This is a genomic window from Streptococcus sp. SGI.013, from assembly GCF_050315295.1.
Classification (GTDB): Bacteria; Bacillota; Bacilli; order Lactobacillales; family Streptococcaceae; genus Streptococcus; species Streptococcus porcorum.
Genome location: NZ_JBNPOS010000021.1, coordinates 1 through 25,836 on the forward strand (window position 1 = coordinate 1; position 25,836 = coordinate 25,836).

19 protein-coding genes and 1 pseudogene are annotated in these 25,836 nt (G+C 37.2%); 2 read left to right on the forward strand and 18 right to left on the reverse strand.

Annotated features, from left to right (window positions below; genetic code table 11):
• The first annotated feature begins 33 nt into the window (after positions 1-33).
• A complete protein-coding gene (locus ACQRDX_RS06395; protein ID WP_172011739.1) occupies positions 34-201 on the forward strand; it encodes a hypothetical protein in 168 nt (55 codons plus the stop codon).
• 694 nt (positions 202-895) lie between these two features.
• Positions 896-1,515 (forward strand): annotated as a pseudogene (locus ACQRDX_RS06400) (helix-turn-helix domain-containing protein).
• Positions 1,516-1,642: 127 nt separating this feature from the next.
• Here ACQRDX_RS06400 and ACQRDX_RS06405 read toward each other — a convergent pair.
• From ACQRDX_RS06405 to ACQRDX_RS06490, 18 genes are all read right to left on the reverse strand, one after another.
• Entirely contained in the window at positions 1,643-2,389 is a 747-nt protein-coding gene (locus ACQRDX_RS06405; protein ID WP_012767353.1) for an ABC transporter permease, read from the reverse strand.
• 1 nt (position 2,390) lies between these two features.
• Complete coding sequence (locus ACQRDX_RS06410) at positions 2,391-3,299, reverse strand: ABC transporter ATP-binding protein (protein WP_227985716.1); 909 nt, start codon at positions 3,297-3,299, stop codon at positions 2,391-2,393.
• Between the two features lie 256 nt (positions 3,300-3,555).
• Positions 3,556-5,430, reverse strand: coding sequence for a peptidase domain-containing ABC transporter (locus tag ACQRDX_RS06415; protein ID WP_427895478.1), 1,875 nt, complete (start codon positions 5,428-5,430; stop codon positions 3,556-3,558).
• Complete coding sequence (locus tag ACQRDX_RS06420; RefSeq protein WP_427895480.1) at positions 5,402-5,755, reverse strand: hypothetical protein; 354 nt, start codon at positions 5,753-5,755, stop codon at positions 5,402-5,404. Before ACQRDX_RS06420 ends, ACQRDX_RS06415 begins: the two co-directional genes overlap by 29 nt.
• Entirely contained in the window at positions 5,748-7,811 is a 2,064-nt protein-coding gene (locus tag ACQRDX_RS06425) for a DEAD/DEAH box helicase family protein (RefSeq protein WP_052807116.1), read from the reverse strand. The genes ACQRDX_RS06420 and ACQRDX_RS06425 overlap by 8 nt, the downstream gene beginning before the upstream one ends.
• 557 nt (positions 7,812-8,368) lie before the next feature.
• Positions 8,369-9,127 carry a type II toxin-antitoxin system toxin PezT gene (pezT, locus tag ACQRDX_RS06430; RefSeq protein ID WP_044755808.1) on the reverse strand — a complete coding sequence of 253 codons (759 nt, stop codon included), beginning with the start codon at positions 9,125-9,127 and terminating at the stop codon, positions 8,369-8,371.
• Positions 9,127-9,603: a type II toxin-antitoxin system antitoxin PezA gene (gene pezA, locus ACQRDX_RS06435; RefSeq protein WP_024392274.1), complete on the reverse strand. Its 477-nt coding sequence runs from the start codon at positions 9,601-9,603 to the stop codon at positions 9,127-9,129. The genes pezT and pezA overlap by 1 nt, the downstream gene beginning before the upstream one ends.
• A 68-nt stretch (positions 9,604-9,671) precedes the next feature.
• Positions 9,672-9,962, reverse strand: a complete 291-nt coding sequence (locus tag ACQRDX_RS06440) for a hypothetical protein (protein ID WP_044666847.1) — start codon at positions 9,960-9,962, stop codon at positions 9,672-9,674.
• Positions 9,963-10,011: 49 nt separating this feature from the next.
• The gene (locus tag ACQRDX_RS06445) at positions 10,012-10,401 is read right to left on the reverse strand and encodes a DUF5945 family protein (protein ID WP_427885583.1); all 390 of its coding nucleotides are present in this window, start codon (positions 10,399-10,401) and stop codon (positions 10,012-10,014) included.
• Positions 10,398-10,625, reverse strand: a complete 228-nt coding sequence (locus tag ACQRDX_RS06450; protein ID WP_000052379.1) for a DUF5965 family protein — start codon at positions 10,623-10,625, stop codon at positions 10,398-10,400. Before ACQRDX_RS06450 ends, ACQRDX_RS06445 begins: the two co-directional genes overlap by 4 nt.
• A 53-nt stretch (positions 10,626-10,678) precedes the next feature.
• The gene (locus tag ACQRDX_RS06455; RefSeq protein ID WP_000196862.1) at positions 10,679-11,755 is read right to left on the reverse strand and encodes a DUF3991 domain-containing protein; all 1,077 of its coding nucleotides are present in this window, start codon (positions 11,753-11,755) and stop codon (positions 10,679-10,681) included.
• A 40-nt stretch (positions 11,756-11,795) separates the two neighbouring features.
• Complete coding sequence (locus ACQRDX_RS06460) at positions 11,796-12,434, reverse strand: peptidylprolyl isomerase (RefSeq protein ID WP_172011723.1); 639 nt, start codon at positions 12,432-12,434, stop codon at positions 11,796-11,798.
• A 95-nt stretch (positions 12,435-12,529) separates the two neighbouring features.
• Entirely contained in the window at positions 12,530-12,820 is a 291-nt protein-coding gene (locus ACQRDX_RS06465) for a DUF5966 family protein (RefSeq protein ID WP_427885586.1), read from the reverse strand.
• 13 nt (positions 12,821-12,833) lie between these two features.
• Positions 12,834-13,133: a DUF5962 family protein gene (locus tag ACQRDX_RS06470; protein WP_024400602.1), complete on the reverse strand. Its 300-nt coding sequence runs from the start codon at positions 13,131-13,133 to the stop codon at positions 12,834-12,836.
• Between the two features lie 70 nt (positions 13,134-13,203).
• The gene (locus ACQRDX_RS06475; RefSeq protein ID WP_427895482.1) at positions 13,204-20,040 is read right to left on the reverse strand and encodes an SNF2-related protein; all 6,837 of its coding nucleotides are present in this window, start codon (positions 20,038-20,040) and stop codon (positions 13,204-13,206) included.
• Positions 20,041-20,089: 49 nt separating this feature from the next.
• On the reverse strand, positions 20,090-20,641 hold the full coding sequence (locus ACQRDX_RS06480) for a hypothetical protein (protein WP_427885591.1): 552 nt from the start codon (positions 20,639-20,641) through the stop codon (positions 20,090-20,092).
• Complete coding sequence (locus ACQRDX_RS06485) at positions 20,625-20,816, reverse strand: calcium-binding protein (protein WP_024400605.1); 192 nt, start codon at positions 20,814-20,816, stop codon at positions 20,625-20,627. Before ACQRDX_RS06485 ends, ACQRDX_RS06480 begins: the two co-directional genes overlap by 17 nt.
• A complete protein-coding gene (locus tag ACQRDX_RS06490; RefSeq protein ID WP_427895484.1) occupies positions 20,817-25,712 on the reverse strand; it encodes an SspB-related isopeptide-forming adhesin in 4,896 nt (1,631 codons plus the stop codon).
• Positions 25,713-25,836: the final 124 nt, after the last annotated feature.

The following is a 25,836-nucleotide window of genomic DNA, read 5'->3' on the forward strand; positions in this document are numbered from 1 at the left end:
CATGAATAAAAATATAAGAAGGAGGAAGTTATTATGCGTAAACTTTCTACTGAGGAACAACAAGCTGTCTTTGGGGGCTATGTTTGGTTTTGTCGTGATTGTGGTTATATCAGTCATGATCACTGGTTTAGAAACACAGCAGCCGATATGGCGCGAAAACATGAAGAAAAACATCCTGGTCATAGGACTACTGTTAAGTAGGTTTGGGGCAAGCGTTATATGATTACACATCAACCAGCGTCTAAAGTCGCTGGTTTTCACTTTGCCGAATTATCACTTTTCTTAATATGCCACCTACTGCTTAGAATCGCGATAGCATTACATACCATTATTTCAAAAGAAATCTTAATATACTTTCATACTTAATATTAAGCGGAGTCTACCAAGTACACTACTTATACCATCGTATATGTCGTTCTAAATAATAATCCAAATAAGTGACTATCCTCGTACAAAGAGGACTAATTTTAATATCACTCGCTTTCTTTAGTACAAGTTTATTGGAAATAAGTGATTATGAACACTCCATCTGACACTATTTGTTCGAATATCCATCTGAAGATATCTAGTTTAAGCAAATCACATAGTCTCTAACTTATTCCTCCACTGATTAGTGGTAATAACCAAAATGAGTGTATATAAGATTATTCATTTACTCAATCCACTCTATCCATCATATTTCAGAGCGAATAATAAGGAATGAGAACTATATACCAGTTTACACCAAGCACAATATGTAGTATTAACAAAATATAAAAAGGCGACTTCCAAACGGAAATCGTCTTTTAATAATGTCTAAAATACCATATCTTGTAGTTTGTGTAAACTAGTATATAGTCCCCAATAAATATTTTCAATAGCCTTGTTCAGAAACAAAATTTGCTATACTATTTTCATGAAAAATGCTTATGAAAAACCTCAGAAATAAGTGCCGTCAACTTCAAACTCTTGACAGGAGTCAAAAATACGTTTGATGAGGTGTTAACTTGTCTAAACGCAGCCTACCAAAAGCAACACCCAAGAGAAGGGCGTAAACGTCGTCTTAGTATGGAAGACCAGCTGATTATGACACTTCCCTACCTTCGTTTTTATTCAACTTAATGCCTACTTGCCTTTGATTTTGACGTTGGTACAGCCACAGGCAACACCATACTTGGGTAGAAGATACTCTTCAAGACTCAGGTTTATTTGACTTGGATAACTTGGAAGTCCCCAGCGCTTATGTGGCAGTGGATGTTACTGAGAGTCCTATTCAACGTCCCAAAAAAATCAAAACAAAAACGACTCAGGCAAAACGAAGCGACACACCATAAAAACTCAAAAATTCGTCAATTAATCATGGAAGAAAAAATCTTAAATAGAGAAATAGTTGCTGCTTGAATCCAAAATGAGCATTTTTAAGCACGATTTAAAACATTCCAAATAATGGCGCAGCCTATCGAAACAGCAAGAAGCGATTTGAATTGTGAGCGGGCGGAGTTAATCTGTGTGATTATCAATTTTGAGACAATTTAGTTTCAATATTATAATTTCGAGCTATAAATAATGTATCAAATTAGCGCATATTTTTTCAAATTGATAAGTTTACTGACATTCACACTACTTTAAAACTAGAAGAATATAATGCTAGCATTTATAGACGCTAATATGTCCTTCTGTCAGAACAAAGAATCGAGATAAACAGTAAGATACTACTAAACACGATAATTAATAATACTTGTATTGCATAAGTTCCTAGATAACCAAGCTGGTAAGAATAATCTAATTTTAGTAGACCAAATGGAGTGTAGGCAGATAGAGAAGGCGGATAGATATCACTATATATGTTTGTTTTGAGAATTTCTCCTCCTAGATAAATAATAAAAAATATAGCAAAGTTAAGATAAATAGATGAAAACAGTGCCGATGTAAAGTAAATAATTGCTATTAAAAATAGTCCAACTAGACTAACATTAGCAATTTTAATGAGCAAGGTTGCGATTGCTTCGCCCTGCCAAAAATAACTTGTTCCTGTCAATAAAATGCCATAACTAACAAATGTTAGAATAAATATTAACAAGATTAAAATTATAAGGGACACCAATATTTTGGAAACAAAGTAGACTTTTTTAGTGATTGGACGTGTTAAGAATAGTTGCTCCAAATTTAGAATTTTTGGATAAAAAATGAGATAAAGACTTAGAAATGCAAGGATAATTAGAATAATTCCCCCAAATATTCCAATAACTTCTGAAAACAACTCCAACCGATTAACAGATTTAATAGTTAGTCTAAAAAAAACACTTAACAGGGTAACCGCTATGAAAAATACCAGAAAAACTACTTTTAACATATGACTTGCTTTTAGCATTATAATATTGTTTCTAACTAATTTGATGATACTTTTCATTTTACTCCTCCCCCTTGACAATAGATAGATATTCGTGAGTAAGTTGTATGCTCTTCTTGGAAAATTGATGAATTAAGATATCTTTTTCTGATAATTTTTTAAATAGTTGTCGTCTCATTTGTTTGTCGTCATCTAAGTTTATTTTTAACTCAAAAATATCTTCCTGTATAAGTCTGTAGGAAATTGCTAAAGCCTCTAAAATAGCTACTGTTCTATCAATATTTTCTGTCTGAAGAAACCACTGTTGAGAATCTTGATTAAGCGACTTTTTCGGCTGGCTAAGTCCATTATTTATAATAATGTAGGAATGAATAACCTTTTGTAGTTCTTCCAAAGAATGGCTAGATATCATGATAGCGACACCATTTTGGGCTAATTTTTTTAAAAGTTCTCGTAAATTTTCTATCCCGATAGGGTCTAAACCATTGAAAGGCTCATCTAGGATTAACAATTTAGGATAATGGATAATTGCTTGTGCGATTCCCAAGCGTTGCTTCATCCCTAATGAATAGTACTTCACGGTCAAAGTCAAGTAGTCTGAAAGCCCTACTAATTCTAGAACTTCTAGGTATCGTCTCTTAGGAAGCTTGATATCGTAAAGTGAAGTGAATATTTCCAAATTATCAATTGCGGTCATATTAGGGAAAAAACCAGGGTATTCAATGATAGAGCCTACTTGATTTAGGTAGTCTGGTTTATCATTGACTATATCTTCTCCATTGACAAATATTTGGCCACTGCTACTAGGTGTTAGACCAAGGATAATTTTCATTAAAGTTGTTTTACCTGCTCCATTAGGACCAACTAATCCTAAAATTTCCCCTTGTTCCAAATCTAGGGTAATATCACTTAAAACTTCCCTATCTCCATATACTTTTTTAACATTAACTACAGATAGTCTTGTTTCCATGGTGACTCCTTTCAACAACATTTCTTGCTTTTCCTATAAATTATATCTCATACTCAACAAAATCAAAAACTACTATTGTTTAAAAAATCGGTACTATAATTTCAGATAGGAGCGAACGAAGTGAGCCTTAAATGATAGTTTTGTCGTAGTGAAATTATTAAAACTTACGGCTCAAAAATTAGCAATGGAATTCCCAAAAAAGTCGCTTGCATCCATACTATTTTAGAAAAAACCAAATGATTAGGTTTAATATCAATCACTCTTTAGATTGCATCTCTCCTTTATCTAATTCGATTATTTCATCTACATACTTCAACTTTTCTGAATCATGAAAAATTGAAATAACTGTCATTTTCTGTTTCAAAGATTGTAAATATGAGAAAACTAAGTTTTCAGTATACTCATCCAAACTACTAGTAGCTTCATCTAATAATAATATTTTGGGATTCTTTAAAAGTGCTCTAGCTAGTCCTATCTTTTGTCGCTGTCCCCCTGATAAATTAGAACCCGATTCAAGTATAAACATACCTAAGCCATTTCCTTTCGGGACGAGACTATAAAGATCTAAAAGTTTGCACATCTCATCCAATTCTTCATCGTCAACATCATTACCAAACATTAAATTTTCTCTGAGGGTTCCTTCAAAAACGTAAGGGTTTTGACTAACATAAGATATCTGCTTACGAACACTTAATAAATTAGATTCTGTCAATCTAATATCGTTGAAATACACCCCTCCTTCACTTGGAAGTAATAGGGTAGCAATAATTTTCATTAAGGTAGACTTACCGCTGCCATTCTTACCGACTAATCCATAAATCTTATTTGCTCTAATTACAGTTGATATTTCTGAGAGAGTTTTATTCAATAAATTATATTTAAAACTAATATTATCTATTCTAATTGAACCATCTAATTCAATTTCAATTGGATTATCATACGAAATTTTTTCCACCCCAATAGAGAGAATATCCGAAACTCTTGACAAAATTATAAAAGAAGTCTGTACACTTCCAAATAAGCTTATCAAACTTTTCATTGGAGTAGTAAAATACATTGTTAGAGATTCAAAAACAATTAATGAACTAAGGCTTAATTGTCCACTCATAACAAGTTTACTTCCCAACCAAATAACAATTAAATTTCCAACAGCCTCAATAAACATCACACTCGAAGACACTAACCCTTGGTAGTTCAATGTTCTAAAAACACCATTAGATAAATTATTTGTAGAAAGTGTAAATTTTTCTATAAATTGCTTCTCACCATTTTGTAATTTTATAGTATCAATTCCATTTAAAGATTCATTTACTAAAGTAATTGTTTCTGAATAACTTTTTTGTATATCCCTATTTGAGTTTTTCACAGGTTCAATCCAGGAAAATACCACAAGAGAATATATAAATATCATCAAAGTTACAACCAAAAAAAGTAATGGATTAATTACACATAATATTATCCCTCCTAGAACTAACATAAGAATATTGATTAAAAAAGATAGAATAAGATTTATACTCATATCTTGCAATTCAATTATATTATGATATCGGGAAATAATAGCGCCTGAATCATTCCTGTCCAAAAATTCTATGGGAAGGTTGATTATATGTGAAAAAAATAGTGTAGACAACTTTCTATTAATCTTTTTTGCAATCCTACTTAAAACGTATGCATTTAAAAAAGAAAAACAGCTCTGTATCAAGTATAAAATTACAAGTAATATGAATAAAAGATTCATGTTATTTGTAATAACACTCCAAATTGATGCCCCCCCTCCATTGGAGATGTTTCCTAAGATATTGTCAATAACATTCTTATAAAAAAATGCTCCTAAAAATGATAATATTGATACAAAAACAGAATATATCACGGCTTTAATAAAGTTATTTTTTTCAGAAAACAAAATAGCAAATATCTTAGAATATTGATTTTTTATTTTCCTTTTTTTGAGTTTTTCAGTAGAAACTACACAAAGAATTACCTGAGTCCAATCTTTTTTAAACTCTTCAAAACTAACTCTACGCTTTCCTTCACCAGGATCAAAATAAAAAATAGCAGTGTCACTTATTTTATACACAACGATAAAATGACCTACATTTTTACTATTGATAGTATGGGCTATAAAAGGCAAACTCATCATCTTCGTTTTTAACTATTTTAAATGGAAAAACAAAAGTTTGTATTGTATACATAGGGAGACCTTCAAAGTCTGGATATTTATTACAGAAAAAAATTCTTTGAAGTCTCTCTTTTGGCAAATCAGGGTATACAATTCTAAATCCTTCATCCTTTTCAACATTCTTTTCATCTTTAATTTCTCTAGTATCTGAAATTGGATTAATAATTTCTTGAGCTGTTCTTAATATGAGATGTACTAAATCTAGTTGATTTTTTATAGGATTTTTTAATAATTTTTCTAAGGATTTCCCCAAATAAAATGAATATTCTTTAGCCATTTAAATAATTCCTATTTTTTTCTATAATTTCTTCAATTTCTGATACAGTGATTCCGATATTTCCGACTAAAGCATTTATAAGTCCTTTAATTTTCTGACTGTTTTCCATGTTAAATAACTCTCGATTTTTTAAAGCTCTCTCAATTTTTTGATCAAATGTCAAAGAACCTTCAATTAAGTTTTTTAACTGCTCTGGTTTTAATATATTCGATTTCTCAGGTTGATAAATTAGCGCCTTTCCAGTGTCAGTTATCTCATCTAACAATGGCTTGTATTCATCATAAATTAACTTATTTGACTTCGAGAGTATTAGATAGGAAGTTAAAAATGACCTAGTCATTAACATATATATTGTATTTCTACTTTCAATATCTTGAGTAATTTCATCTAAAACAATACCAATAATAAATGAAAATTCTAACCCTTTAACATTATTTTGATTACTTATGAACACCTTATCTTTATTTCTAGATTTATATCTGCTCTCATAAATTTTTTGAGTTTCCCAATTATAATTTTGTTCAATTAACGAACTAATCATATCCGCTAATCTATAACCGTTCTTCCCTTTCGAAACGAATACAATTCCGATATCTGCAGGAGTAATATCTGGATGATTGTTTCTTAATTTATCAATTATATCTATAACTTCGTTTAAAATTTCGTCATCACTCTGTGTATATCTTAAATCAGTCGGTTGAATTGAATAATCATCGAAATCAGTAAATCTTTGAATCGGTTCCCTGCTAAACTCATAAACCGTTCTTCCATCACTCTGATGTTTATTAAAAGTATACCCTGATGTTTTCCAAGCCTCATCATCGTCAAACCATTTTATAACGGTTTTTTCTTTAAGACCGAATCCTAAAAATTGTGAAAACATGAAATTCTTTGGATCAGTCCGATAAACCTTATTTAAAGTGAAATTAGGTTGCTGAACTACCTCAGATTTTCTTTCATATATTGTCTGGAAAATATCGCTTGCAATAATCACTTGTGTCGAAGCTACAAGTTTACATAATCTAAAAAAAGAATCAGAGAAATCTTGAGCTTCATCTATAAGTATGTAGTCCGAACAATATTTAAAGTCAGGTCCTAATTCTTCCTTTATTAATTCTAATTGTTGTTCAGCTAATTCACAAACTCCATCAAAACCTTTTATACCAGAGTCATTATAGTTAATAAAATCGAGTCCGTAGAAATGGCATATGTAACTATACAAACCCGAATTAGAATTGTACCTTGAACCCCAACTTCTCATTACCTTAATCCGCTCATCAATATCTTCCCGTTGAGATACCTTCATTTGATCAAAAAATTTGGGAAGACGTTTTTGAATATCGCTTGCTAAGATTTTACTATTACACGTAAAAATAATTTTTTTATCGGTCTGATTATATAAATTTACTAATCTATGAAATAATAGTTCTGTCTTACCAGTACCCGCTAAACCTTGTATTGCAATTTCTTTGTCGGTAATTTCGTCATATATAAATCTAGTTTGATCGCCATCAAATTGGACAATTCTTTTTCGAACGGCGTCTAATAGGCTTTCAACATTTCCCCCTTTTTCAGGCGTATTAATTGAACCTGTTATTAAAGAAATAAGAATATCTAGAATTACACGTGATTCCTTATCTTGTATGGATAATTCATTTATTGTTTCCATTGAAATTGAATTAATTGGCTGCTCATGGATTAAGTGTGACCATTTTCTACTATTTCCGATTTTTCCTTTGAATCCGAAAACTCCGCTTAAGGTTGTTATTGAATCCAGAAATTCTCCAACATAATCTTCAAAATTACTATCATCGATATCATAGATACTTGTAAAAATTATTTTTGTCTTTGGAATGAGAACAACAAAAGAATCAACCGACATAGCCTTATTTTCTGTAGTCTTTTCTCCCTCAATATTATATAAAGGACTTTGTAATATATAAATTGTACCATCGATTTCCCTAATTTTTTCTCTAAGTGTTTCCCTCAACTTTCTATACTCATTGGATTTTTCAATCTCTTCTGAGACCTTTTCATAGAATTTTATATCACTCATATTAGCTCCTTAATTATAGTTATTATTGCTTAAGTTTTTAACTGTTACTAAAAAAAGTTTAAATAAGTCATCACATTTTTATGACTATATTATTAAAAAAATTATTTTATAACTCACCTCCTTCTAACAAATAAATTCGTAATTTATTATCAAAATACATAATTATAGATTAACCTAACAACGCTCTTTCGTATGTTTTATTTTATTAATTCTGCTAAATTCTAAATTCTGTAATTCATTTGACATAAGTTATATCCAATCCAATCATCAATCCCTTTTTCATTTGTGTTGAGATTGAAAAACTATTCTAGGCTAAATTACATACATTCTTTCACTTTGTTCTAAATCAGGAACAAACCTATCTAAGTGTCTAACTCTAAATTAGTAGTACTTAATAATCCATAGAATCAGAGATTTAGTAGGGCACTAGACAGTTTAGTATTCTTACTTTCAAAAATTTCATGTCTAAATTGTATTCTTCAATAAAAACTCCATACTTTGGCGCAATTAATAGTAACAAGTTAGATATTTTATATTATTAAACACGATATACATTCCTAATTACACATATCCCTCAACCTTTCCTGTCCCACCTTCATCATCTCCTCCTCTACCTTACTCCATTTTCCAAAGAGGCATTCTTGTAACACTTCTGCTGCTGAACCTTCATCTGATTCAGAATCATAGACACAAGTTTTATCTCTATGATAAATTTGAATCTGGTCAAAGAGTTTCTCACTTTCTAACTCCTTTAGGTTATCCACCAAGTTCTCTACAATCCCATCATGGTGTTCTTTTGGTGTTGCTCTAGCCTGAGTCGGATCTATGGCATAAAGTTCCTCGTAACGAATCAAGGTGCTGAGATAAGAAAGCTCTGGTTTGGTGCCAATCACTGCTAAGGAAACTTGGTAACCTTTAGAAGATAATAATTGAGCAGTCTGACGAGGAACTTGAGTAGTTCGCAAGGTTCCCTCAATCAGCAAATGGTAGCCTTGCGTACTGAGTTCATCAACCAACTGTTCTACCATTTTTCCTGCAAATCCCTTAGTATAGTCCACGCTGTCCTTGCCATACTTTTCTTGCAGGGCTAAGTAATTGGGATGCTGAGAACGGTAGCTATCACCATCGATGATAATGATATTACCTTGAAATTCTTTTTGCTTGATACGATGAATAGTCGTCTTACCTGCCCCGCTTTGTCCTCCAAGCAAGATAGCTTTCGGTTGACCTGGAATCGTCTTTCCACGAGTTAGGGCTCGAATAGTTCGCTGTAAAGCCTTCTGAAACTCAGCCTCACTAAATTCTTCCAACCTCATTAAGCCACCACCCGATGATGCACCATGTCTAACATCCGCTCAATACCGTCTAAATAGCCATTGTAACGCTCTATCTCATCGAAAGTATCGACAAGGTAAATCTTTGTATTGATCAATTCAGCCAAATCATCACTCATCAAAATCCAAGGGTTGGATTCATCATCAAAAGCAATATCTTGACTATCCTGGTATCTATAAAGCTGTGATAAAATGGCTGCTCCACGTTCTTTTATCACTTCTACTTTCAAAGTCAGTTGGTAATCTTCAACAGGTGCTAACATCTTGTCCTCCCCTACAATATCGACATAAGAAACGTTAAATTTTTGACAAATACGATCGATGAGTTCTATTGAAACTTTACTAGTCCCATTTTCATAACGGCTCAGGCTATTGCGTGAAATCCCAACCATTTTCGCAAATTCTGGCTGTGTTAAATCGTGTGTCCGACGTAGTGATTTAATATTGTCTCCAATCATAGATAAAGACCTCCTCATATTTGCTTTCATTATACCATAAAAACGGATAGCGCACCATATTTGGTGCGCTATCCGTTTTTAGGTTTCTTCGATTGCTTAAACTGCTCTATTCGCTTCTCCAACTGCTCAGTATTCAGTTTATTTTTCGCTTCCTGGATTGACCTATCAAGACTTTGATCCTCGTCGGTTATAACGCTTTGAGATATTTCAACGTTCCTATCAGGCTTAAAATTTGTATCAAAAACCACATCTAGGAGTTGTTCTACTTTGGTTAGTTCACTATCTGACATCTCTGATAGTCGATGAATCAGTCGTTTAAATTGATCCTGGTTTTGTTTTTTCTTTTGAAAAAATTTCATTATATTCTCCTTCAATTGTAAAAAGGTAGCCCGCATAGGACTACCTGACTTATAAATCATCAATGGCTACTGAAATAGCCTGCAACTTTTTATTTTGGATTTTCTTTTCATCAATCAATTGATGAAGTTCTTCAATTTGCTTCTGACAGGCGGAAATATCCTTGTTGTTTTGTGCAATGGTATCAGCCAAGTGTTGTTTATAGTCACTTGTGATATTTACTTTCTTCGGCTGACTTTGTTTAACGGTTGATGCGAGCGTTTGTACATCTTTAGATTCTAACTCCTTTTGTTGCTGTTCAAAAGTAGCCACATAGTCTACTTCTTCAATTGGTTTTTCTTCCTGTTTATGGAAGAGTGCTGCAATTTTAGCTCGTTCTTCATGGGACGATGTTGGTTTCACATCATCTAGTGGCTGATCAAAATTCCATGTTTTACTCATTCTGTATCCTCATTTCTGTAATTTGGTTGTAGTGTGGTTTCTTTACCAAAGGCTTTCTCTAGTGCTTCATGAAATGACAACTGACTAGATTGTTGCCGTTTAATAAAGGTACTGTACATAGCTGTTTGTAGTTGGTCACGATAGTGTTCCAATTTCTCCGTCTCACGTGAGACCTTTTCTTCTTGCCTAGCTACTTTTTCAGCCAGACGTTCAATCAAACTCATAGAGTGTCCTCCTTGTCACTTTCTAGATTATGTTAGCGGACTTGATTTTGTTATCACAATTCCAAAACACGCTCTCGTTTTGGTGGAGGATGATTCTTATTGACTTGTGCTTGGGCTGTTTGGATAAAATCACTGAAGGATAGTTCACTCTGCTGTTTCACAATATCATTCCAATCTGACTTTGTTTCAAGGCCCTGCAATGGTGGTAAATCTTGAGAAATCGGAAATCCTTTATCTGACAGTTTCTGACAAAATTCTCTTCCTGCCTCATCGTTATCAACAGCCAAAGTTAATGCGTTTGAATGGGTTTGAAAAAAGGTTGTCGTCTCTTGTATTGCATGAAGATAATGGCTAAGTCTGCTTGGTTTTACTGTATCTAGAAATGCCAATTTCCCCTGTTCCTCTGCTGCTAGACGCAAGGTCTGATAGGCAATCACTGAAAGTTTTAAGCCTTCCATTGAAATCAGGCGAACATCTGATAGCTGCTTGTTATGAAGCTGATAATAACTCATCATATCGATAACTGATTCACAAAAAATGAGTCGCTTGGGATTCCCAATATCGAAACTAATACCGACATGACCATGAGATCCTTTCATGATTCTTTTGAGATAACCTCGATCGTGTTTTTCTTCATTTTTGATGAGACCTTGAAGGCTAGCGGCCTGTAAAATCCCATTATGATCATAGCTTTTAAACACTAAAACCGACTCCGAATGATAAGTAGCTTGAGCAAGCAATCCTTGTCTACCAAAGGTATTGATAATCTGATCACTTAGGCCACGAACTTCATTCAAGTAAGTACGTGCTTGCTGAAAGGGTTCTTCATGCAAATAATATTGAAACGGTTGATACGTTTCTTCTATCAACTTAGCTTGTTCAAAATCCCCAGTTTCAAGATAGGATACAGCCTCTTTGAAAGTAACGCCTGCTACTAATTGAACAAAGTCTATCACATCCCCTTGCATATCTCTTGAAAACCATTTGAAAGTATTGGTATCAGCAAAAATCCGAAAGGAATCATGGTCTGCGTGTTCATAAATGTGTCCTGATAAACGTCTGAAGGAATAACCCAGACTTTCAGCCACATCTAAAATGGCCTTTTGTTTTACTGCTTTAATTCGTGTCATTTTGTCTCCCTATCAAAAAAAAGCAGAAGAATGTCTCCTGCTAGTTGTTCTCGCTTGTTGTAGTTCCTTGGATCGTTGGTATACTGGAATTGGCTCCATCTGTTGCTTCTTTCATGTCCTCCAGTTTCCCATTCCAAGTGGTCAACTGATTAACTAGGAGCTTGTCGGAAACTTTGGAGTAGGATAACATAACTGTCTTGGTTTCTGTCTGAGTTGTTCGCTGTTGTTGCTCACTCAAATCAGAAACATAAGTTACTTGATAGGAAACTTCCGCAAGTGCAACATGGCTTTCTGTATTGACATAGATACTGGCTGATTCAAATCGGTAGTCAAGCATATAGTCTTTATAAACTTGATTGATCGCTTTATTCTGATTTGCTTCCTCTTCTGAAAATGCCGAGTCCGTCATGTAGGGTTTGATACGAGCGTTATTTTCACCCAGCTGGACCTTGGTGAAATATTGAGTGAGAAATTCATTGACAAGCTCATCTGATAGGACTGTCGCTCTTTCCTCCTTCTTTTTCTTTGACACAAGTTTATTGGCTTCTGCTCGTATTTGGTTCTCTGTTTGCTTTGAAATGGTTTGTGAGCCAATCGTGTAGCCAATCATGACCATAAAACTGACTGCGATTAAACCTCCTACTCCAATCAGAAATCGAGCTTTCACTTTATTTAACATGGCTTACTCCTTTATTAGTGATAGCCTCATCATATCAAGATTAGCTTGGAGATTTTATCACAAGAAAAAGGACTACCCATTGGTAATCCTCCGTGTTAAACTATTCTATTTCTCCACCACTTCATTATAATGCTAAAAATAAGAAATAGATTCAAAGCAATAAAAAATCCTGTAAAACTCCAAATTCCATTAGTTGCTAAATCTTCTGTATAGAGGTATCTCTCAGTAAAGAAGAGGTAAATTCCATAGATTTCTATAAAGACTAATCCACTGATGAGTCCGATAAGAAACAAAGCACCTGAAACTTTCACAATCCGATAAAGGACGAGCAACATCAGTCCTATTGCTGCGATAATCAAAAGACTTTGTAGAATTTGCTCCAACATCTTACACCTCTTTCTAGGTTAATTGCTTGCGATAGTAGTCAGCCTGTCTCTTGTCTAAATCATCAAGTTGGGCAACCAAATCAAGGTATTCTGCCTTCGTCACCTCATCTAAGTTTGGAAAATCATTCTCACGACTTGTGATGATGAGTTCCAGCTGTCCAGTAATCTCACGCCTTGAAAAGCTATAATCAAGAGTTTCATCTTCATACTGTTCCTTTAAAGTTTGGTAGTTTGCCCTATCTTCTGGACTTGTATAGCCTTGTGTCAACCATTCTTCTAGTTGATAACGCATTTCTTCTACTGTTTGGCCCATAATCTATTCTCCTTATGTGATTTCTTGACTTCATTTTACCGCGTTCAAAATTATTTGTCAGCCTTTTTTCTTATATCTCGAGTGCTATTTGTTGCTTCTTTTGGGGTGTTGTATCGTCACTAAACTTGGCCAAAGCTGCATCTATCTCCTCAATTTCTACTTCTTTTTCTACCAAGGGAGCCAAAACATCATACTTAGACTTTACAAGCTGATAATCTCCTTCCTTGGGAAAGACTTTCTCAACTTCTACTTTGGCTACTCGTAGTTTATCTTTTAAATCCTTTACCAGCTCTTGCGTCTTTTCTTGGTCATCAATAATATGGTCAATGGCATTACTAATTCGTTGAATGGTTCCCACGTCTGATTTCAAATCAAGGGCGACAGTATACTGATTATCTCCTACAATCATTAAAGAGACAGTCTCTGGCATGGGCTCACTAGGAGCTCGTGTTGTCATTTTCAAATCGAATCCTCTAAAGTTGGCCAGAGTCCGAACTTCCTTAGTTTCTGAGCGGTTATAGGTAATGAGTTTTCGCAGATAGTCCCCAGCTTCAGCACGATTATCCATTGCTTGATTGTCAAATCGCATGACAAAATCTTGCGACTTTGTTGCCAAAGATTGGGCAATATCTTTGTCATATTGACTCAACCGTTTTTCCATAATAGGGAGGTGCTTCTCGCAATAGGAAATGGTATGGCGATACTCGTCTTTGGAGCGATTAAAGGCTCGTTTTTGATTTTCTAAAACTGTCAGTTCATTTTCCAATTCCATTTTGAGCTTAAGGTAGGGATTACCAGTGGCTAAAGCCTTAAAGTCAGAAGCAGTCATTGTTTGTTCATCAATGTCTTCAGCTGATCTCACAGGATCTTTTGAGGTCATTATCTGGGTGATATACTTTAGCTTATTCTCCTGCGTCTGCCAGAGGTAATTGTCGAAGCTCCCTTTAGTAATATAGTGATAAATATCTACCTCCTGGTGCATGTTTCCCTGACGAATCAATCTACCATTTCGCTGGACAATGTCTGAGGGACGCCATGGAACATCTAAATGGTGAACAGCTTTCATGCGTGATTGTACGTTTAGACCCGTTCCACCTTTTTCAGTCGAAGCCATGAGAATCCGTACTTCCCCACTATTGACCTTTCGTGAGAGAGAGTTTTTCTTCTCATCGGTATTGGCATCATGGACAAAGGCAATTTCTTCTTTTGGAATCCCTCGATCAACCAGCAAAGCTTTCAGTTCGTTGTAGACATCAAAGCCTTCTTCCTTACTTTTAGGTGTTCCAATATCAGAGAAAATCATCTGAGTGGCTTTGTATTCAGCTCCTTCACGGTAAATCCGCTCGACATTATCGACTACTTGAAGGATTTTCTGATTATCCGATAAGGAGTAAGCAGGGTCAATCAACCGCATATCAATGGCTAGTTTTCTGGCTTCTCCTGTGATTTTAAGCATGTTATCTCTACTTGGATCAACACTACCTGACTTGATAGCGTCCGATCGCTCTACCAGCTCTTCTAAATAGTATTTCTGAGCTTGCGTTAACTCGCTTTCCACCGCAATAATCTTAGCTTCAGGTACAGGTAAGTCGAGCATATCTGAGGTCTGAATATCGGCAGTTTCCTTGTAGATTCGCATGAGTTCAGGAAGGTTGACAAATTTCTTGAACCGTTTCTTGGGTTGGTACTTATCTCCTGTCGGGGCTAGTTCCATAGAGTTTTCAATATTCCCAAAAGCCCCAACCCATGAATCAAAATTGGATACCTGGTATCGCTCTAAAACATCAGGTTGAATGTAATTCATCATGGTGAAAAGTTCACTAATAGAGTTAGAAACTGGTGTTCCTGTCGCAAAAACGACATTTCTATCGCCATGCTCTGCCTGAACCTGTCTCACTTTCATTTCCATATCCACGTTCTTTTTTGAAGTTGTGTTGGTAATGCCAGCTACATTCCCAAGTCCAGTGATTGGACGGATATTCTTGAAGTGATGAGCCTCATCCACAAAGAGAAAATCAATGCCAAGGTTTTCAAATTCAATAAAGGTATCTCGCTCCAGTTTTTGGAGTTCTTTCAACTGGTGTTCTAGTCCCTTAATCGAACGCTCTGCTTCTTTCACTGTATAATCACTATCACTTCCTAGCTTGATTTCTCTGAGTTGCTCAATTTTGTCATTGATATAGGTGACCTGTTTTTCACGACTCATCGGTATCTTCTCAAATTGTGAATCCCCAATGACAATGGCATCATAGTCCCCTGTAATAATACGGGACACAAACTGCTTACGTTTGGCTTTGGCAAAATCTTTCTTGGTGGTCACATAGACTTTCTTGATTGGGAAGAATTTCATGATTTCTTGACCAAACTGAGCAGTCAGACTAGACGGCACCACATAAAGTGGTTTATTTACCATTCCGAGTTCTTTCAGTTTGAATCCTGCCCCAAGCATGGTAAGTGTTTTACCTGAACCAACTTCATGAGCTAGTAGGGCACGTTTTTCCTCGACAATTCGTTGAATGGCATTCTTTTGGTGAGGACGTAAGGATATATTCTGGGCAAGTCCATCAATGGTTAAATGGCTACCATCATAGGTCTTTGATACTGTACGATTATAGAGACTATTATAGGTATCTTCTATCATCTGTTGGACGTCTGGATATTTTGCTACAAAATCTTGAAAGAGTTCTTGTAGGTATGTCTCCTTAGCACGCAGAACTGTTGTTTTCTCTACATCCGTCACATTCTTTTTCTTATCCCCTTCGACAACTTGTTTTGTGATCGTTGGTTGATTGGAATTCAGGAGGTTTTCAAAGATTTTTCGACCACTATCATAGCGTGAAGCAGGGACACCTAAACTCCTATCCGTTGCGTTGGAATAGGTGTAGGCAAACTTAGATTGGTAAGTGATAACCCCGTCAATGGGACTGACTTCAAGGACTGTTGCTACTTCTTGGTCTGACAGTTCATAGGCTTTCCCCATAAAGGTTTCTTGGGCAAATTTTCCGTAAACAGACAAGGGAATCCAGCGTGAACCAATCCGATAATCTATGTCTGCCAAGGTAATACGGGCTGGTTTAACCGCTTCTAGAAGTCCTGCATAATGCGTCCAGTTAAAGTCACGATTGTCTTGTTTGACGAGTAGGTCCACCACTTCTAACTTGCTAACGACATCACCGGACAGAAAGTCTTGGCGAGAAACATAAGTCAACTCACCTCTCAAATACATTTCTGGATCTGGCATAATATAGTCCCCTAATTCCTCGATCAAAACTGCCTTAGAATCAACCTGATAAATGGACATCATATAAGCAAAATCAACACCACGACCGTCTGCTAAACTGGAATTTAAGGCATCAAGGGCAGTATGTACCTTTTTAACCTCTTTTTCAGGACGCACTAGAGCCTTCTCAAAGGCAAGGGATTTGGTATAGATAACAGACTTTCCACTTGGATCCAGACTTTCATCTTCCAAACTAGCAAGAAGTGAATACTTATCATCACTATCAAAAAGATTGCGGTTCACAGCACTATTCAAATACCCATAGCGTTTGACAAAGCTATCATAGGTACGATTGAGTTTGCCTAACAAATGGTTAAAGGTCCCCTTATCGTAGTCATAATGGCGTTGAATGGCAATGACCTCTTGGTAAGCATTTCGAATATCGACCATTCCTTTGATTCTTGCCACTTCTTTATCAGACAAAGGAGCTTCATAGAAAACTGTCTTTTTATAATACCCCTTAAATTGTCCGCGTTTAGCTGCATCATCGGTCACATAGACATCCAGAGCAGTGCCATCTGTAACTTCTAAGCTATTAAATCTATCAATCTGTTTTTGGGAATGTTTGGTGTCCCATGCTTTGAAGTTGCCCTCTTCATCGACATAGTAACTGATTTCTTCCGTCTTAGTTCCGACTCGAATGCCTTTATTATCTCGATAGTAGACCGTAGAACCCTGATAACCAAAACTGTACTGACCTAGATTCTCCCTCATTTCAGCTGGAATGGAGGTATCAATGACTTGTTTGGTCAACACATCTGGGTTAATGATGACCTCATTTCTATCAATCTTTCTTGGGGCTTTTACTTGATGTAGAGCTGTTTCAACACTTGCAATCAAGTCATCACTAGTCCCCTTAACAGAAAGTGTTCCGCCATTAAAATTTCTGACCTCGTAGGTTCCTAGCACTTGGCTATTGTATTCCCCATCAAAATAAGGATTGAGCCAAATGCGACTATCCTTATCATAACGAATGGAACCTGAAAAGGCTAAGTCGTCTGCCACATATCCCTTGTCTAAGTGTTTCTGGAAGAATAACATATCCGATGTGACACTCGTTCCTGCAATGGCCTTAAAGGCAGAATCAGGCAGTCGAACCCCACCAAGAAATTCAGTTGTCTCACGAATATCTTGTAAGATGTTTTCTGTTCGTTTGTCCATGGTTCCTGTTGAAGAGATAATGGCTACTTGTCCACCATCATGGACTAAATCTAGTGACTTTTTGACAAAGTAGTCATGAATCATATAAGGCTTATCGTACCTGTTATCCGCAATCCGAAGATTGGCAAAGGGCACATTTGAAATCACTAAATCAAAGCTATTGTCGTTAAAAGCTACCGTCTCAAAACCCTTAATTTCAATATGACTATTGGGATGAAGGTGTTTGGCTATAGCTCCTGTAATGGTATCTAACTCTACGCCATATAGCTCACTCTTTTCTCTTAACTGTTTAGGCATAGCCGCAAAGAAATTCCCTGTTCCCATGGAAGGGTCTAGGATTTTACCACCTGTAAAACCATCTCTTTCCAACTTATCCCACATCTGACGGATAAGGGCAGGGTCTGTGTAATAGGCTGTCAGAGAGGACTGTTTCATATCTGAATACTCTTTATCTGTGACTAAACCTTTCAGTTCTTCTCGTTCCTTAGAAAATTTTGGATTATAGTCATCAAAGAAATCATTGGCAAGTCCACCCCAACCCACATACTTGGCAAGGAGTTCTTGTTCACTTGGACTTGCCTGACGGCGTTCCGTTTCAAGTGTTTTAACCAAACGAATAGCCGCAATGTTTGTCTCAACCTTATCTCTAGCAGTCCTAGGATAAAAGTCCGTCAAATCTTCTGGAAAATAAAAGTCCGTTACTGGAATCTCTGGAATTGATTCCTCTACCTCCTCAACAGGACCCTGGTTGTTTAATTGGTCAATAACATCATTGTTAGGTTCCTCTACACCACTTGGTTCTAAGAGACCGACAGTCTGAATAGAGTGCTCAATAACTGATTCTTCTTCCAGAAATGAAAAAAGATTTAGTTCTCGGTCCGCTTCTTCTAACTCTGTTTGTGGTTCTGCCTTTGGCTGATGAAGTGCCTGACTGACTTCTTCCCAGGTCCTCACATAAAGAACTGGATTTTGTTCAATGATATCCGAAAAATCATTGACTAACTCAATCCGAATCAAACCATTCAATCGAGCATCGCTGACCGACATGACCTCAAAGTCCTGTCCCTTATAGGAAACCAATGACCCCAGAGGATAAGTGTCCAATACTCTCTGGACTAGTGGATTATTCGCAAATTCTTCATCAACCACTACTTTCGACTCAGCTTTCTCTAGCTTGCTCTTCCAATCTCTGAGGGTTAAATCTGGCTGATTACCTTTATCTTTTTCAAATTGCTCCGCATCTTCTCTGCTGAGTTCTTGGTGTAAAAAGGCATAAGCAACCTGTCGCAACTCTTCTAAAGATAGTTGACTGCCAAAGAAAAATTCAACCTTTTCATGATTTAGTCCCATTTGGAGTAGTTCTGTCGCAAGGGCTAGTTGAGTTACCGAGGCTTTGGGATAACCACCTAGTAAAGCAAGGTCCGCATTTTTTAAACGAAAACGACCAGCCGCATCCAATAAAATACCGACTTGGTCTGATTCAAACTGAGATAGCTCAATCCCTAACTGAGTCAATTTTTCTTGATTTTCTATCCTAATATCTCGTCCAATTTTTTCTAATTCCTTTTCTTCGACCGTAGTCAGCGTTCGTTTCAGCTCATAGGGACTACCATCAGCCTCTAGATAGGTTAGTAACTCTTCTCCCTCAAAGACTGGTATCATTTCCATATCAGTATCAAAATCACCTCGTCTAAAACTTGGGACTTTGGAACGTTCATTACGAATTTGGTCAAAATAAGTTAGAATCTCAAATTTACGTCGTAATGACAACTCTTCATAGGCAGGCAGATGACTGGTTTTTCCTGTTTGAACATCTAGTTGAGACAAATCTACATCCAAACTAGCAATGATGAGAGAGCCCTCTTCTCTAAATGATATTGCTTGATTACTACTCTCTTTGTGCTCATCACCAGTTTCTTCATTTTCTAGAATAGTTTCATCAGCTCTTGTTTCAAGATCAGGCTCGTAAGTTAAGAGAAACTGTTCAATATCTCGGCTGATCCGATCCGCTAAATTATTAGCCACACGATACACATTGACCAAATTAGCTCCCCTACTCTTTTGTAATAGAGAATCTGGTGAAATAGTTTGGTAGTGTCCATTTGAGTCTAATAGTTGAAAACGAGTGGCCAGATTGAACAAGGCCACTTCAATCACCAAGTCTTTTTCAGACGGCGATAGTTTGTCGAGTTTTTGGAGACCAGTTTGGCCGAAAACTTGTGTATAGGTCAATAGATCATGAGCAGTATCATAAGGACTAGCCTGGACAAAAGCTGAAACATCTGTCTCAAGGTGAAGTACCTGAACAGATCTTTTGATTCCCTGCCTATTGGTCATAAACTGACGAATAAGACTATCCCACTCCTCATCAAAATGCTCTGCTTGGTAATATAAAAACGCCTCAAGCAGGGCTCTATCACGAGGAATGCTGGCTCTCATCATTTGTAGTAAGACTTCTTGATTCATTTTTCCCTCCCATTTAAAAAAGGCTGAGAGTGTTTCTCAGCCCTTTGCGTTAATCTAGGACCAAGGCACGTTGGTCTCTTTCTTGTGGAATACCTTCCATTACAGTTGCCACATAGTATTGTAAGAAATGACTTTTCTGGTCTAGTAAATCTTTTTGCAAGGCAAGGTGAACCAGATCTCCAAAATAATCTTGACTGGAAATGGCCAAGTCCTGTTGAATCATGGCCTGTAAGGTTTCAAGGCTAAGTGGTGAATAATCGTCACTATCCAAAACCTCATACTGTTCCAAGGTATCCGAAAGACTGTTTGAAGACATTAGATCCATAATAAAACTAGAGCCTTCACCTGTTCGGTACAATTTTTCCAGAATATCAGTCATATCTGCCTGGACTTCATCCAGATAGCCATCAACTTTAACTCGTAGCTCATCACTAATCAAGGATAGGTCATCCTCATCCATATAATCTTGATAAACCTGATTGAGGATTGTTCTATCAGAAATACTTAATTCCAAAGAGAGAAAGGCTTTGATAAACTCTTGGTAATCGACCTTCTCCATTTCAGACAAAGCCTCTTTCATGGTGTCAAAGTTCCAAGCCATCACACAACTCCTTTTGTGAGACTAGTGGTGAATGTCCTGATTGTAGTTCTTCTAAATCAGCTTGACCATCACCATCTGTGTCAACAGACTGCGGATTGGTTCCCAAAGCCAGTTCCTGAGCATCTGTCAAACCATCTTGGTCTGAATCCTTTTCATAAATGGTTTTTGGATTCATCTACTTCTCCTCCTTTTTCTTCAGTCCATAAGCCGTACCAAGTAGAATACCAGCTCCAATCAAGCCCAAAAGGGATTCCTGTTCCCCTGTATTTGGCAAAATGCTTGCTGGAACAGGCGGTTCAATAGTCTCAATTGGTGGTTGAGGTGGTGTGGGTTGATTTGGACTTGGTTCTTCAGGTTGAGGTGTATGTGTTACAACTGTATTTGAGCTGATGACATAGCCATTCACTGTATGAAGGTAGGTATTCTCCACCTGACCAGTCGCAATCCGTTTCATTTGAAGGTATACATCTGCCTGAAAGGCTGAACCATCAGAGATAGTCTCTAAAAAGGATTTATCAAATGAAATTGACACTAAGCCATTTTCTGTATCCACCTGTTGCAAGGTATATTTCGTGACTTCTGTCCCCTCTTTTAAGACAGAACCGTCTTTGAGGATGACATCCGTCATCAGATAGCTGCGATAAACACCATTATACTCATCATGCTTTTCATCATAGTTATCTTCAAAACCATATTCAAATAAATCAGTCGCACGATTGCTTGGAATCAATGATCCAACCAAGCGATAGTTAAAGGTTTGATGCAAGGCCACTTCTTTCCCGTCAAGGCTGTCATCTTTATGAGACAAGTCAATCACCACATCTTTTTGTGGGTCTAGTTTGGGAACATTATTGACCACTGTTTCCGTGACATAGGCCAAGCCAAAATCAATCTGATAGGCTGTATTTTCATACTGAACACCTGTTTTGGTCAACTCATTTTTAACCGTCATCGGAACCGTGACAACTAAGGTTTGACCAGTCTTCACATAGGTCTCATAAAAGGTTTTGGGATCGTCGCTACTAAGGACCTGAATGGCTCCTTTAGGTGTAAACTGACGTTTAGCCATGGCATCTTGGACGACTTTCGGAGCTTCTGACAAACTAGCGTAGGTGCTGACAGAGATACCAGATACGCGATTGCCATCCTTATCCAAAACTTGAATGCCATCAGGAATTAGGGTAAGGGCTTCTTCTGGGTAATCGTCTACCATGTAAAATCCCTTGGCAAGAACATCATCCGTCACGACCATGTCCTTGTATTGACTGTAATCCAAGACAATTTTGTAATAATTGACCGTATTCGGAAGAACAGTCTTTCCATCAATTGAAATACCTTCTTGATTGGTATTAGACTTATGTGGAGTTACTTTAGGGACAAAATTGGTCACCGTGTTGGTTTCATAGGCTTGCCCAAAGTCCACCTGATAAGCCACATTTTCATAAGACTTCCCTGAATTAAGCATGGTTTCCAAAACCGTCATCGGAGTGACAATGGTAATATTCTCCCCCTTGGTCACATAAGATTCAAAAAAGGCTTGTGGATCCTCAGGCATGAAAACTTGAAAAGCTCCTTTAGGCTGAATTTTTTGTTTCGAAAGGGCTGCTTGTAGCGTTTTAGGAGCTTCTGATAATTGAGAATAAGACTTCACCGTGATTCCTGAAACTGTTTTGCCATCAGATGTGACAAACTGAATAGCTGCTTCATCCGGCAATAAAGCTTCTTCTGGATAATCATCCACAAAGTAAAAACCTTGTGCAATCTGAGTGTTGTCTGCTTTAATCCCTCGGTATTGGTCCAAGTCCCATGAGAGAGTATAGTGATTTTGAGTTCCCACTAGCATGGGCTTCCCGTTGATATCCACTTTATCCTTGTTTAGGTTTTGTTTCTTGGGTTCTGGAGAAACAAGCGTGTTGGTCACTTCTTTGGTCTCATAGCCATTGCCGAAATCCACTTGGTAGGCCTTGTTTGTATAGGTCTTAGTTTGACCATAGAGACTATCTTTCACCGTCATTTTGGTCAAAAGAGTTAAAGAAGTTCCTGTTTGAACATACTGGTCATAAAAGGCTTGGTTGTCATCCGGCAAAAAGACTTGAAAGGCACCTGTCGGTGTAATCTTAGCACGAGCTAATTTATCTTGAAGGTCTTTAGGGGCTTCATTTAGTGAAGCATAGTTTTTAACCGTTATTCCTGATACCTTCTGACCATCAAGGGTTGTAACACCCGTGCCATTTTCCACCACATCAAGCACTTCCTCTGGGTAATCGTCCACAAAGAAGAAGCCTCGTGCAATTGTCTCTTTAGCAGAACGTTCTCCCTTATACTGGTCCAAATCCCAAATCAATCGGTAGTGGTTGGTTGTGCCAAGGGCTACGACCGTGTCATTAATGAGGACACCATCCGCATTTTCATTGTTTTTATCTGGTGTAATGAGTGTAGTTGTCTCCCCATCACCTGGTGTACGAACCGTTACAACATTTGAAGTGACTGTGTAAGTATTGGTTGTGCCCTTGTTCAAAAGGAGTTTGTAACTATTGGAATAGGTGGCCCCATCATTTTGAACAGAACCATAGAGTTTTGGAGCGTTCAGTTGATAAACCTTGGTTAAATCTTTATTTACCTCCTGCAACAAGTTTTCCTTTGCGGTTAAGGCCACAAAATTCTTAGTCTCATCAAAGCTAAGGACATAGTTTCCATTCTCTTTTTGTGTTGTTTCCTTATCAAATAGGTAACCAGCAGGCAAGTAGTCCTCAAAAATGAGACTAGTCGTTTGGGCACGATTGGGCGATAAGGCATCAACTGTTAAGGGATAAATCACCGTTGAATCTTTTGCGACAGTTTTCTCATGAAGATTAGCTTGGTCACTATTGACCACTTCTTTCATAATCTCTGGAGTTGTCGTCAAACGGTACACATGATAATGGACAGTTGGTACTTGTGGTGGCGTTGGAAGTTCTTTTGGAATAGGTTTGACAGGTAAGGTTACCTTGGTCAAGGTCAGACTAGGCTGCACTACTTCATCCAAAGGCTTTGGCGTGAAGGTTACAGGCTTTTCTGGTGTAAATGTTTTAGGAGTAAAGACATCTGGTGTTACCGTAATAGGTTCTGGAATGGGTTCAAGTTCCACAGTTACATGAGGTTTGGGACTATATGGTGTTACTGTACGTGCAACTGGTAGGGTATTTAAGGCGAACCAGTATGACAAGCCTACATTCTGTGGCATATCGCCTTGCCCAAAGGTGACTGTATAGGTATTGCCTGATGTAACCGTTGAGACAATAGCTCCTTTATAAGCATAACGACTTGATGTGGTATCCCATTCTTCAGGTAAATTCAAATCGCTTGCACGGTTGGAACCCAACGAACGGGCCAGACCTTCATTAGTCACTTGAACGGTTGAGCCATTTATCGGCACAAATTTCCCAGAAGAATCTTTAACATATTCTAAACCAATGTCATTATGATTGAGGGAAGAATGTGTGAAGACACCTGGTTTTTCTTTGGAGAAGGTAACTTGTGAACCGTCTTCCAAGAAATACTTGGCAACTACACGAAACTCCATCTTGTCTGTTCGCCAATCACCGTTTCCGTCATTTCGATAGGCAATGAAGCCTTCGGTAGGATCATTTGGCACAACCAATTTCACGGCATCGGTTCCAGCTGGTGATACAAGATTGGTAATATCGTAAGTCACACGACTAATCTTTTTACCATCAAATCGTGCATTTTGAAGATTTTGATAGTTAAAACTAAGGGTCTCACCTGTTTTGAAGCTATCATAGACAAAGAATCCTGTTGAATCCAAAATTCTTGAGTAGCCACCCAGCATAGCATCGCCAGTTGAAACGATCTGATCAGGATTTCGGGTAATGGCCCCATGTTGTGCTTGGGGTTCACCGTTATTGAGATTGAGGGCTTGAGCAAGGGCTTCAGAAATATAACCTTCTTCACCTTTTGAAATCTCGGCCAAATCACGTTGGTAGCGTTCCAATTCTTTGGCATTATAGGCATCAATCGCTTCATTCTCTTTTCTGGCTGCGGCTTCTTTTTCTTTATTACGTTTGGTAATAGCTTCAATCTCGGCTGCACGATCTGAAACTAATTGTTGTTTCTCCTGATTAGCTTGATCTACTGCGGCTTGACCTGCACGGTTTTCAGCATCAACAGCTGCTTGACCTGCTTGATTCCGCTTTTCAATGGCTTCATTATCTGCCTTTGCCTTAGCAAGTCCAGCTTCATTTTCTTTTTGAATGGCTTGGTTTTTTGCAACAATATCATCTGCCTTGGTTTTCTTTGTTAGATAATCCGCTACAGCTTGTTCGTTAGTTGATTGAATAGTTTCAACAGCCTTGCCATAGTTTGTATAGTCCAGTACAGATGTTCCGTTTCCTGATGAGACTACTTGTTCTTTTACTGTCACATCAGCATCTGCATACCGAGTTTTTAGGTCATTGACTTTAGTATCAACCCAAGCATTTGTCTCTTTACCAGTTTGGTTGGCCCCTTCGAAGGCCTGTGTCAGTTTCCTATTTTCTTGCTCAATTCGGACTTTATTCGATTCATATGTTGCTTTATCAGCTTTGTAGGTTTCAGTAACTTCATTGATAGCCTCAACTTGGTTTTGGGCATCTTCTTCTGCTTTTGAAATTTGTTGGTTGGTTTCTGCCGCAGAAGTTGTATTTCCCAAGTCCATTGGGCTATCTTCAACCGTAGAAACACCTTCAGCCTTTGCTTCTTCAACTGCTTGTGTTACTGTATCATGTGGTACGGTGACAGCAATCGCTCCATTAGATTGTCCAGTTAACGCTAAACTTTCAGTTTGTTCAGATAAAGGGTTTGGCTGTGCTTCTGGTAAATTTGTGGCTGGATTCTCCGTTCGTTGGATGGTGGTGTCAACTGATGATGTGACTTCATCAGCAGATGCAACCGTTCCTCCCCAAGCAACAACAGCCGTCACCATAGTTCCAAGGGCAACGGAACATAAAGTACGATATTTTTTACTCTTGCGAAAGACGTGTTTCTCGCCTTTTTCCTGATTGACAAGAAAGTGATGATTACATGTTTTGGTCATAAATAGTCCTTCTTTTCTTTTATTCTCTAGCAACAAATTGTCACTCTTTCCTCATCATAAAAAAGAAGGCTTGATTTTGTTATCACAATAAAATGAGGGAAAAGAAAATGTTGCTTTTATACCA